Source organism: Ihubacter sp. rT4E-8, assembly GCF_049852125.1.
Taxonomy (GTDB): domain Bacteria; phylum Bacillota; class Clostridia; order Peptostreptococcales; family Anaerovoracaceae; genus Senimuribacter.
The window spans coordinates 1,897,100-1,909,851 of the sequence record NZ_CP187532.1; the positions used below are offsets into that span (position 1 = coordinate 1,897,100).

9 protein-coding genes are annotated in these 12,752 nt (G+C 40.0%); all 9 read right to left on the reverse strand.

Features of this window, described 5'->3' with window-relative positions; translation table 11 throughout:
- Positions 1–187: 187 nt before the first annotated feature.
- Positions 188–766: a hypothetical protein gene (locus tag ACPW7J_RS09415; RefSeq protein ID WP_425755083.1), complete on the reverse strand. Its 579-nt coding sequence runs from the start codon at positions 764–766 to the stop codon at positions 188–190.
- Positions 767–780: 14 nt separating this feature from the next.
- Entirely contained in the window at positions 781–1,056 is a 276-nt protein-coding gene (locus ACPW7J_RS09420) for a hypothetical protein (protein WP_425755084.1), read from the reverse strand.
- An 849-nt stretch (positions 1,057–1,905) separates the two neighbouring features.
- Positions 1,906–2,478 (reverse strand): N-acetylmuramoyl-L-alanine amidase, encoded by a 573-nt coding sequence (locus ACPW7J_RS09425; protein ID WP_425755085.1) that lies wholly within the window; start codon positions 2,476–2,478, stop codon positions 1,906–1,908.
- Between the two features lies 1 nt (position 2,479).
- Positions 2,480–2,677 carry a holin gene (locus ACPW7J_RS09430; RefSeq protein ID WP_425755086.1) on the reverse strand — a complete coding sequence of 66 codons (198 nt, stop codon included), beginning with the start codon at positions 2,675–2,677 and terminating at the stop codon, positions 2,480–2,482.
- Complete coding sequence (locus ACPW7J_RS09435) at positions 2,670–2,912, reverse strand: hypothetical protein (protein WP_425755087.1); 243 nt, start codon at positions 2,910–2,912, stop codon at positions 2,670–2,672. Before ACPW7J_RS09435 ends, ACPW7J_RS09430 begins: the two co-directional genes overlap by 8 nt.
- A gap of 12 nt (positions 2,913–2,924) precedes the next feature.
- The gene (locus ACPW7J_RS09440; protein WP_425755088.1) at positions 2,925–8,399 is read right to left on the reverse strand and encodes a hypothetical protein; all 5,475 of its coding nucleotides are present in this window, start codon (positions 8,397–8,399) and stop codon (positions 2,925–2,927) included.
- 11 nt (positions 8,400–8,410) lie between these two features.
- Positions 8,411–9,631 carry a hypothetical protein gene (locus ACPW7J_RS09445; RefSeq protein WP_425755089.1) on the reverse strand — a complete coding sequence of 407 codons (1,221 nt, stop codon included), beginning with the start codon at positions 9,629–9,631 and terminating at the stop codon, positions 8,411–8,413.
- Between the two features lie 96 nt (positions 9,632–9,727).
- Positions 9,728–10,849 (reverse strand): WD40/YVTN/BNR-like repeat-containing protein, encoded by a 1,122-nt coding sequence (locus ACPW7J_RS09450; RefSeq protein WP_425755090.1) that lies wholly within the window; start codon positions 10,847–10,849, stop codon positions 9,728–9,730.
- Positions 10,846–12,744, reverse strand: a complete 1,899-nt coding sequence (locus tag ACPW7J_RS09455) for a hypothetical protein (protein ID WP_425755091.1) — start codon at positions 12,742–12,744, stop codon at positions 10,846–10,848. The genes ACPW7J_RS09450 and ACPW7J_RS09455 overlap by 4 nt, the downstream gene beginning before the upstream one ends.
- Positions 12,745–12,752: the final 8 nt, after the last annotated feature.

Below are 12,752 nucleotides of genomic sequence, written 5' to 3' on the forward strand. Positions count from 1 at the left end.
AGCCGCAGATCTCAACATTGAAATTGATTTGCTGAAAATATGCCTGACGCATTTCTTTCCCTAACTGCTATGAATATTATATCTAGATTTTATTGTAATTTCTAATTTTGAAGATGTGTGGATTTTAGCATGAAAAAATCCACACAGCCGCCGCCATGTGGATTTAATGAATAGACTTGACTTACCTTTATTCATTCTCATCTTCATTATCAAAAGAAATAACAAAGGAATGGTCTTTGGTTATAACAAAGTCGCATTTTCCGTACATTTTACTTTCTAGCTTCTCCTCTGTCAATTTTCCATCATTACAAGCATCTACAAAGAGTTTCCAATACTTGTTAAGCGAATCGACATACCCATCAACGTTATCATCCAAATAATCAATTAGGGTACTCCCTGTCAATTCTGCCGCATACCAAGAATCCGAATCATAATTGCACGCTCCAATAATATGTATTTGTGTCACAGGTAAACTTTTTATCTCCTGTTCTGAAAGGACTTGATTATCATTATTGAAAAATTTAAACATCCCGCCAATATTCCCATTATATTCTAAAATATAAGATTCGCTTTCTTCGTTATAAGATAATTCTATCTCCTTATCATCAATAGAAACATCTTCTTCTATAGACATTTCTTTAAAATGCTCCTGAATCAATGAATTAAGGTCACTAATAAATTTTCCTGTTGTTCTATTCCCGCACCCACAGATAAATACACATATACAACATATCAAAATAAGCACTACGCCCTTTTTCTTTTTCATATCTTTGCACTTTCCTATTTCTCTGTTTCTTCCTTCGTTACTGCTTTTCGTATCTCTTGTAAATTATACAGGACACTTGCAAAGGACATATTTACAACAAAAGCTACAACGCCGCAAATTAGTATTGCAACACTGAAAATCAAATAACTCTCGCTATTACCATAATGTCCAGAATCTGAAAGTGCCTTGAGCAAAAAGGCAAAAGCTACAGTTATAGAAGCTGCCCCCTCAAGTATTCCCACATATTTCAAGACCTCTGCCCAATCCTTTTTTTCATCTAATAGAAACATATTATTATTCTCCTTCCGCATTTAATCACTGACGCATTATCGCATTCTGTACTGTAATGGTCCTTTTGTTCTCATAAAGTAAAACCTCTCTTTCTATATTTCACAAGTTTTTTGTAAACCTGTGAATCTATTATACCGTGTACCCCCCCCGTCAAGTTTTTTCGACATTTTATATTGTTTTCTTCGTTACGATACTCTGCAAAACCGCCTTTCTTTACAAAAGGGGTGCGAATCGAGCCACACGTCTTGCACCGTGTGCGCTATGCAAAAAACAGAAAAGCACCTAACTAATTAGGTGCCTTCTTCGTTGAAATATCAACGTTTTTATTGGTGCGGTCTAAGGGATTTTGCTGATACTTACGCATCAGCCGGTCTTGCCTCGCTCTCTGCCAGGCTGCGACCCGCTCGCTACTCGCCGCTTCACCGAAGCGTCTCGTTTACGCTCGCGCCCTTTCGCCTTTTTCGCGCAGCTTTAGCTGCAGTGCGAAAACGGACAGCGAAAGGAGCAAATGCGACTGGAGGAGTGAACAAAGTGAACGTTGGGTTCGAATCCCTCAAACTTTCCGTATCCTACAAATGAAAAACGGACACCATTTGGTATCCGTTTTTCATTTACTGGTGCGGTCTAAGGGATTCGAAACCTATTTTTTGTATTTTCAAGCGTGCTCATCGATGGTCAACGATGTTCATTTTTCAACATTTTCACGATTCTCGATGTTGTCAAGGATTGTCAAGGATATTCACCAATAATCACCTGTTTTCGCAAAAAATGTAGTCCAAAATGTAGTCCAAAAATACGGAGATGCTAGCCTAGCATCTCCGTATTTTTATTCGATGTATATTTATTCATTATTTATATTTCTCCCAGTACCTGATCAGCGCCCTTGCAGTTGCCTTTCCGTAGCTTTGCAGTTCCTTCTTCGTGTCAAAGCCTTTCCGATCAGTCTTGTTATCTACAAATCCATATTCCACCAGAACCGGCACGCCTACGCCCTTCAAAAAGTACAGGTCTTTGGTGTACTTGACGCCTCTGGTATTTTGACCAGCCCTTTTCAGCTCGGCAATGATCAAATTTGCCAGCGTCTTTCCTAACCGGCTCTTTGTAACCACGCCCTTCCATACCCACACTTCATCGCCATCACCGCCTCCAGCGTTAAAGTGCGCGTCAATCGCCACAACTCTATATCCCTTCGCCTTATACCTTGCCATATCTGCAATGTGGGCCGCCAGAGACATGCCGCTGCCGTCCTTTTCCGGGTATGCCACTTTGTATGTACGCCCTTTATGTGCCAGCAATTCCTTGTAACAGGCGTCCATAACGGCCCTTGCCATATCCGCCTCTACAAACTTTCCGCTAACCGCGCCCGGATCGCCGCCTCCGTGACCTGCTGATAAGTAAAATAAAATCGGTTTCTTAACCATACTATGCCTCCTTTTCCACCTCAGGCAGTCCTGATACGCTGGTAAGCAAGGATAATACCCCGGCCAGTACCGACGCGCTGGCAACTACCTGCCAACTCACGTCTTCCAGTACCGCGCTTGTCCCAATCATAGCGATGGCTGCCTGCGCCATCGTTTTTACTGCTCTTACTGCAGCTGCCTTAAACCATTTCTTACTCATGTTCTTCTACCTCCTTAAGTTCTTCCCGGATTTCGTCAATCCGTTTCCATGCTGTGTTAAGCGAACCTTCCACAACTGTCATGCGCTCAATCAAGTTATTATGCTTATTTACCTTGTCTTCAAGCTGCGCCAGCCGGTATGTAACCAGAGCCGTTGTCTTATTATTAGCGAAATAACTTCCAAATACCGTCCCGGCAAAGGCGATTCCCGCCACAATGATTGATGATATGTCCATAGTTTACCTCCTTTAAGCGTATGGGTTATGTGCATTCCAGTTTGCAAGTGCTTGGAATATGTATGCCTTTTCATATCGTGAATAGGACGTTGTTTCCAGATACGCTACTAACTCATCTGTAGAATAATGCTTATTCTTATTTGTATCAGCACCCTTTGCAATCTTCCTGATTTCTTTCGGCTTTAGACCAAGGTAGTACAGGTTCTTGGCATTTCTGTAAGCATGATCTGATAATTCACCGCCAAATACGGCGTTTGCTTCTTTATAGTTTTCTGCACCTCCAGCAATCAGTTTCATAGTCTTTGTAACCGAACCATCAGAATCGACATAATTATCCCTAGCTTTGTAAAGTGTTTCAAAGCGGTCAATATCCATTCCACTTTTTTCATAGGCTTTTTTCTGATGTTTCCCCATCTGTGCAACTTTGTATTTCTCTTTCGATATTCCATTACCCATAAGGAATTCCATCGTTGCTCTATCCTTTGCAGCGTCATAGACCTTCTTAATCGCTTTTTTCTTCTCATCATCACTCATATTCTGATACTTTCTCGTTGCAAAAAGTTCTTGCAATCCCTGCTGGGAATACTGCCCTTTCGCCTTTTTATACAAAGTCAAATCGTGCTCACTCATATGATAGGTAGTACCTTCAAACTTCTTGTTATACTCTTGCTTTCCAGTAGTTCCAGGTACAATATCGTCCATTTCACCAAGTCGGTCACCCAGATTATATAACTCTGTATCAACTGATGATTTTTGCGTACTTTTCAGCGTACCCGGACTGATAAAGTTATCAAATACAGCCTTTAGGTAATCACCTGAGCCATTTTTCTTTTCCGTTCTCCCCCACAAATCTACATATGGTTCGTTAGTATCAGCGAGGAAAGGAATCTTATTTTCCATACGATTAATAAAGGTTTCTATTTTCTTCTGGTCTGTATTCTCTGCGGTAGAAATAGTAGTTCTTTTTTCAGGACTGATTGTTTTTGCAATTTGCCCCAAAAAAGTTGGAATATATTGTCCTGCGTATGATTCTGCAACATTTTCCAACACTCCAAGCGCACTATTATTACTAAATGCCGTATCGAGAACGTTGTTAAGACTTGACAGCATCGATAAGTTGAAAATCGGATCGGTGATTCCCTTCATACTACTCAGGACTGATACAAACTCAAATCCATCTTTTTCAAGACTGTTTCCAAGTTCAACCCCAATAAAGAACGGCATAGAAATAGGTGCCGCCCAGTCCATAGAATAAGTATAATCACCAATCCTAATAGAATACTCTTGTTCTCCATTTTGCGTTGCATATTTGCCCTCTTTTGACATCGTATCAAGCGAACCCTGTGCCATATCGTGCATACCCATGTATAAGCCTAAGCCAACAATCCCCGTTCCTGTAAGCCCAGAAGAAACCTTCGCAATCCCCTCTATCAGTTTGGCATTGTCGCCGCCAGCTTTTAAAATCTTGCCCATACCTTGAATCAGTCCACCCGGCGAATAATCCCAGCCACGCCGCATGATATTGATAGGCGTTTTAGTGAACGGAATCGTTGCATCCACTGCCATGCTTGCAGTTTTATTGATAATCTGTGCGCTACGAGTTTCTCCGGGAACTTGATCTAACGGTGTATTCGCATACTTTTTCATCTTACTGAAAAAATCCGCAAGCTCACTAGCGTCACGATAGGTACTGTTTAAAGCCTCATTCGTGGCATATTCTCTGGCTTTTCTCAAAATATCTTCTCCTGCATTTTCAATCGTATCAATACCATGCGATTTCAAATATTGCGCATACGAGCGTTCATATGCAAACCCCATGAATACTTCGTCTTCTTTTTCTAAAAGGTCTCCGCTTTTACGTCGCATCCACTCAAGAACTCTATTGTTGAATACCTTTGCATCAGGATCTCTTACCCCTTCAATATACCTTGAATTACCCATAATGAAGTCTTTTACCTCTGTAAAGTCCACCTTTCCAGCGTCAATTAAGGATTTATCAGAATGCGTTAATATTGCCTTGGTTCGTTCCCCCTTTACGAAAGCCTTTTCAAGTCCTGTTGCAATAATATTCCTCATGCCTTTTACCGGTACAAATAGCGCATTACCCAAAATGTTTCGGATATGGGTTTTCGGATTAGCGAGCATACACATATATCGCCAAGCATTCGCCTTTTCCGTCCATGTTGCAGGAATTTGATTCCATACATCACGCATAATCTGTTTCTGAATCTTCATTGCACTTTCATTATCAGCCGCATTCAACAAATCTTCAAACCGTTCCGCTGGAATCTTGATAGATACACCACGGCTACGTTCCAATGCCTGTATCTGCTTTTGAATCCTTACAACTCTTGCGTTTGGCGATGTTTGATTAAAGATTCTCATTGCCTGCAAAGTTCTTCCTGCTTCGGATTCCATAGCAGAAATATCAGCTAAAACACTGCTAAGACTTTCATAGTCGCCTCGTTTGATATATTCATCTGCAAGAGCGTAACCTTTTGCAATATCTGCACTGGTTGCTATTTTACCTTCTTCCATGATACTATCAAAGGTATTTCGTGCCTTGTTGATATCCTCCGCCACTGACCGCACAGCATTGTCAACTGCTCTTTTATTTGAAAATGTATACTTCGCATGAAGACCTTCACTGATATCTTTTTGCAGTCTTGATTTCGAGGCTTCATCCATAATATCACTATTATACAAAGTCTTTGCGGCCTGTGAAGTTTCACCATACGGCGTAGCATTCGGCACTCCGTTATCCGTGCCATATCGTTTTGCATTTAAATCTTTCGTCGAATGCTTATATGTATCTGCTCCTAGGTCTCTATACGGCGAAGCAACAAATTCGTCGTTGATTTTTGCTGCTGAATCGGGTATACTATTACTAGAAAAACCTTTGCCTGAAACGGCTGCGGTAGGTTCCGGACCTATGTCAGCACCCGTTTTAGGTTCAAGGTTTATTTCTTTTACCTCATGTGCCTTGTAATTATTTACATCAGGAAAAACTTCAACATCAAATCTGGCTATATAATCAGTATCTCCTATGCGAATATCTGTTTCAAAATAATCAAATCTAACGGTTTTCTTTTGTTTACTGCCATGTGGTATGTACTCCCCGCTTCCTACATATTTTCCGTTAGACACGATTTCATCAAGTCTTCCTAATAAAGCCAAATTTTCCTTTTCTGCTTTTGAACTTACAATCTTTCCGACAATATTTTTGTTAATCTTTACATTATAAGCTTTTCCTGCGAATTGTACGTTCTTAACAGGAACAACTCGACTTTGTCCAAAACTCTCTTTTAACTGCTTCTTTAATTCAGCTTTTTCAAGATGTGTTGTCAGATACTCAATATCCGATATTTCTTTATTGCTTACATTTGGAACTGAATACGCCTTTGAAGAAGCACTCGAAGTTGTAGGAACTTCACCTTTATATGGGTTTTTAATTGTTGTAACTTTGCCTACTTTGTTGATTTTTTCTGCTGAATCGGGTATACTGCTATTGGGAGTCAAATCGTCAGCCGCGTCTAGGGCGTGTGAGCGAGGGGCAGAAGCTATAGATTCTGCATCTAGCAGCCGACCTCCCTTTTTTGTTTCATCAACATTTTTTTCGATATACGCAGTTACGATATTTAAAGTTTTATTGTTATTATCCGGTACTGCTGCATTTTTATTTCCATTGACATTTTCAGCATTTTTGTATATACTAAATATAGGGTCAGATGATGTAGCGTCCCCAGACAATTGGAGTTTGGAAGTTACGGCATCATTCAGACCTGTTTTTTTATTCTCGTATAATACTTTACCTTCTTTTCGTGCACGTTCCATGAATGAATCGAAGCCATCTTTCCCATACATACTTGCGATTTCATCTGCAACACTTAATTGCCCATTTTTATTGAGGTGCAAAGCTACCAAAACAGGATTATTATTTGTGTCAATAATATTTGTAATAATAACTTTGCTATTAGGTTGTGTGAAAGAATCCAAAATTGCAACTGGGTCAGAAATTTGTTTAGGAAGTTGCTCTAACGCTTCAAATCCTAAATTGTGTCCATTTTTCAACCCTAAATACTTCGTAGGATAAGCTATCTTTCGCACATTCTTAGACGGCATTGTGATTTTGCTGCTTTTTGCTCCGTACTTTTTCAGAATTGCTGGCGTGTCGGAAACTTTGAGCGGCAATCTTTCGTTATATTCACCCGTCATCACTCTTGATACCTGATTCATAAAACTGTCAGTATTCGCTTTTAGTTTTGCCCGCTTTGCTTCATTGAAAGACTTTGGCAGTGGTGCTTGTTTCCTCACGTTTGCTCTTGGTTCTGGAAGTGTGGCTTTCACAGCGTTATCGTATGCATGCTGCTTCTTTTCCAGTTTAAGACCTGCCTGCTTAAATTCTCTTTCAGCAGCTGCCAGCTTCTTCTGGCGCATTTCGTTTAGCTTTGCAAGATTCTCTGTTCTTTTCGCAGATTTAGACTGCAAAGACTTTTGCGCCTTGGACAGCTTATTCTGTGCCGCAGCATATTCATTCTGCGCCATATCCACAGCCTTTTTAGACTTATTTAGTGCATTTTTCTGGCGTTCCTGTGCAAAGTCCATGTAGGTTTTGTCCACTTTGAACGTTTTTTCGCTGCCATTAACAAGACGTGTAGTCTTTTTCTTGCCAGAACCCTTTTTCAGAGCCTTTAAAGCGGTAGGTGCAACTTCAATTATTCCTCCTGTTGCAAAGTCCATAGCTGCGCTTTTCGCCATGTATTCTTTCCACTCTTTAGAGCCTACTTCTAACCCCTCTGCGCGCGCAGCATTACTGTTTAAAGCAGTTCCCATCGTAGCATCAGCTATCGCCCCTTTAGTCAAACCTTTTGCAACTTTTCCAGCCTGCTTCCTTGCTTCATGTTCTATAGCTTTCTTTGTCGCATTTTGACCGGCTTTTGTTAATGACTTACGGGCAGCAGTCTGAAATGCTTTCTTTTTCGCAAGATTTGCAATAATCTTTTGACCAGCTTTCGTACCGACTATCTTCGCTGCGCCCTTTCCAATTATTTTCGATGCTGCTCCATATGGAATAGCATATGCTCCTATCGTGCCACCAACCTTTGACCATTTATACATGCCATCTTCTTTTAGCTCCGGCATGTCTTTTTCAATTTGAGCCTGTCCGATAGGTAGTAACGTGGTAGTAAGACCTACAGTCGCACCAGCAATCGCTTTGTCAATCTTATCCAGACCTTTATAGCCTTTCGCATACTTTTTGTAAACTGCACTTTGTTTCGCCTTTTGGTTCATAACCTTGCTGGAATCAACATGATAGTTCTTCGAACTTACACCTCCATATCTGGCGCTCAAATAATTCATATTGTTGACTGCGATTTCAGATTTACTTTTCTTGGGTTTTGGAAGCGTTGCTTTCTTTTTACTATCTTTAATATCTTGCTTAATTCGTTTTATCGCCTTTTTCTTCTCTTTTTCAAAATCTATCATAGTCTATACCCTTACATTCTAAGCATTTCTTTGGCTTGCGCCTCTGTAATTTTCCCTGATTTAAGTAACTTTTCTACAGTATCATAAAGAGCCGATGTCATAGGTACTTTACCATCAGCTATAGCATCAAATACTGATGGGTAGGATTTAGTTCCCGTTTCTTTGTCTTTCTTGCCTTTTTCTTTACCGTCACCTAGATTTGGCAAAGTGTTTGAACCACCGGAACTGCCGCCAGAGGAATTACCCTTATTTACCGTTTTTTTTTGCATACCTGTTGGAACTGGCATAAGTTGTCCATTTACAGATTTCCAACCAACAGTATAACCGGCGTTTATCAAATTCGTTCCTACTGTCACAGCTTCGTTGAATGCATCAATTGCCGCCTTATTCGCTGCGTCTGCTTCTTCCTTTGCTTTTGCCTCTTTATTTCTATCTGATATGGTAGTATTGACAGTATGCAGTCTTCCGGTATTAGGATCAGTGTATTCAGTAATATTCAGTCCAAGGTTTCTATTTAAATTTGCTTTGTTCTCAACCATCCTATTTCTAAAGTCTAATTGCTGTGCCTCTTTCTTTCCTGCGTAGTAATCAGATAATTCCTGTGCATAATTAGCCCTATTTGCCATATTTTCTGCGTACGCAGATGCAAGTGACGCATTTAATACGCTATCAATATCATTCATTCCTGTAATCATATTTTGCCGTGCATTCGCAATATCGGAATTTCGATAAAACTCATTATTAGCAAGATTTGAACCGTACGCGGCTTGCAATTTTAAATTTGCAGATTCTGAAGCACCACCACTTACACCATATTGTGATAATTGCTCTGGCAATGCCTTTTGTCCCTGTCTATAATTTATGTATGCTGTGTTTGCACTCCTATCATAGTTTGTATTGATATTTTTAGAGTTCTCATCATACATCCTCTGATAATACTGTTTCTGTTTTTCTGCGTTTTCTTTTGACTGTTGTGCATAAGCCTCATAATTACTTTGCCACAGGGCATCATTTTCTGCCCGACGGCTGTCATATTCCTGATCAAGCCTTAAAAGTTCCTGTTCATTTTCGGTCTTAATTCTATCTGTAGTTTTTTCATATTGTCTGTACGCTTTATTTTCATTTCTGTTTTTCTTGGTCTGTTTTTTTTGCGATTTTATCGCTGCAGACGTTGTATTGTAAACATTACCTTTAGATTTGATGCTCTTTCCCATCATTTTTCCTGTAGCCATTTTATACCTCCAATAAAAAAAGTCCTCCGGACTTTTTACAGATTTTATTTAGTTATCCAACTATAATTGCTCGCCATTTCTATATACGCTCTTATTTTATATAGAAGGCTGCAATCCTTCTGAATAAAATATACCTGAAGATGTACACAAAACCCACATACCATTAGCATAAAGCACATCATTACAGGCGGAATTGAAGTCAATATAGGTCCATGTTTCTGCGTCCTTAGAGTAAGCTAGGCCTCCATATGGCGTATTATCTAAGCCAATCCACGTTCCATTATTGTAATAAAATTTTCCATATGTTTCTTTGTTAGAACACTTAACCCATGATACTCCATTCGTTGAATTATAAATCCCGGGATAGACGGCGTTAGTACTTCCTGCAACAAATATACCATTAGCATAGTAAAAGCTTTTAGGATAAAATTGATTTATTGGTATATCACAAGGAAGCCAATTTTCTCCTTCGGCTGAATAACACATGTCATTATCTGTAAGGCCATAGTATGTTCCATTGATATAGTCAACTTTTTCAAAACTAATAGCCCCGACTTTATTTCCAACTCTCCAATTACTACTACCAGAAACTGAATAATATGGCATGTTTTTGCTTGTACTCCATGAAACCCATTTACCATTTGCACAAAAAACACCGTTAAATGTTGTATCATCAAAAAGTTTTGTCCACGAATATCCATCTGTAGAATAATAAAGTCCATTGCTATATCTAGGAGCAATCATCCATAAACCATCGCTGTAATATATATCTTTAAAATTTATCCCTGTTAATTTTGAAGATGTGCTCCAAGACATTCCATCTAATGATACATATAAAGAATCATCAGAAATAGCAAACATTCTATCCTTACCATAGACAATTTTATTAAAATAAGGAATATCTAATTTGGTTTTGTTCCAATTTTTCCCATCACTAGAATAATATATCCCAGAAGCATTACTCTTGTTGCTGCTAACAATCCATATTCCTTTTATATAATAAATACTAAAAAAAGTTCCTTCATTTATATTGCTCAATGACCATGAATATCCATCTTCAGAATAGTAAATACCGTTATCGCTTGCACAGACCCAAATACCATTATCATTATGTACAGCATTCGCACCAGTTGTCATCAAACTCTTAGTCCACTCAGTTCCATTAGGTGCGCATTTATTATTTTGACTGCCATATCCGGCATTTCTTACGCTAATCATTTTGTTCTTACCTCCAGAATAATTGGAATATCTATTGCAGGGATTTCTCCAAATGCTTTCAGTATATTACTTGATGAACTACCTATAATCCTCGCAGCATTCCACGCATCTATTTGCTCAGGCGTACATGTACTGTCTGGTTCTACTGATAGGTCATTGCTGGCCACTGGATAAGTATTTTCAAAAGAATACGTACTGTTCGAGGTGTCCCACGCCGCAGCAGATAGAACAGAAAGATTAATCGCAGATTTATTGGCTTTACTGGCAAGCACTGTATTAGTATTTTCCGGTAAATTCCCCACCTTATTTTTATCTAATGTCGTATAATCATTAGCAGACAATCCTTTTCCTTTCTCTTTATCTACCTTACCACTCAACGCAGTATTGGTGTTTGCAGGAAGGTTTGCAACCTTGCTTTTCTCAGCTGTAGTATAATCATTTGTAGATAGTCCCTTCCCAGTCTCTTTATCTACCTTTTTTTCTAGAGCTGTTCGGGTATTCTCAGGCACATTCGAAAGCTTCTCTTTTTCTACTGTTGAGAAATGTAAATCAGAATCATCAGTATGTTGCTTTAATGCTACACTTGTAGCATAATCTCCACCTGCGATTCCCTGTGCCTCATCTCGTGCTTGTTCCGCTGCTTCTTTTGCCGCCTGTGCCGCTGAAGCAGATCCAGCAGCGGCATTTTTGCTATTCTCTGCCGCTGCCGCGCTATTTGCTGCATTAGTAGCAGAAGCATTCGCTGCACTCGCCTTTTGCGTAGCGATTGTAGCGTTTCCTGCTGCTGCTTCTTCGCTGTTTGCTGCATTGGTCGCAGAAATACCAGCTGCCGTGGCCTTTTCCGTTGCAGTTAAAGCCGCGGATTTCGCCGCATTCTCACTAACCTTTGCATCATTGGCTTTATTAGTTGCTACATCCGATGCATTCTGCGCAATACTTGCACTTTCAGCCGCTGCGGTTGCTCCATAAGCCGCCTGCTCCTTATAATACCTCGAGTTGTCTGTATCTTCACCGCTTCTGCTGTTCGTTCCGCCCACTGCGTAAGATTGTGATTTTTTAGCGTAAGTGTCCGCATTATTTGCACTTTCACTCGCGTTAGCGGCACTTTCAATCGCATCCGTGGCCTTTTGTGCTGCCGCATTGGCACTTCCGGCCGCTCTACTCGCATATTGTCCAGCGTTGGTCTCGGACGCTGCGGCATTCGTTGCTGCTGTCTGTGCAGCATCTTTATATCCAATTAACGTAGCCTTAAGCGCAGAAGAAAGTAAATCATCACTTATACCCCCAGCTTTGATGTGTGCGCTTACTACTCCATTTTCTACTTTAACTTCTATTGTATCAGAACTTACAAACTCCGTATCTGTGATAAAATCTGATAAAGATACTGGCTGTTGCGTACCGTCTGATGCAGTGAAAATAATGCTCTGTGTAGTTTTATCATATTTAAAACCTACAAGAATCTTTTCCAACAACGTATCAATGGTGAAAGACGTTCCGTTCTGCCTTACAAACGTCCAAATACCCGTATCCGGATCAAGGGAGATCTCTTTTAGAGACATGTTCACAGTCTGCTTATCCGCTTTGTCTTCCAATTTGTCATCGATGCTACCTTTTGTATAAACATCATCAAGCATCGACTTAAACGTGTTTAAAATATCCTGAACCGTTGTGCCAGACATGCCATCGATCGGCGTAATATTGATACAGTCTGCACCACTGTCACCATCTGCTACAGACTGCAAAGCGTCAATAATAGAGTTAAGCGCAACCGAAATCAATTCCGGGAACTTATCAAACACATGCTTATTCTCGGATACCGTTCCAGTAAGTCTTTGACCCGGTATTGATTTTACATTATTTGCGCTCACCATCTGTTTTGTGATTTTCTCTAACATAATCTACC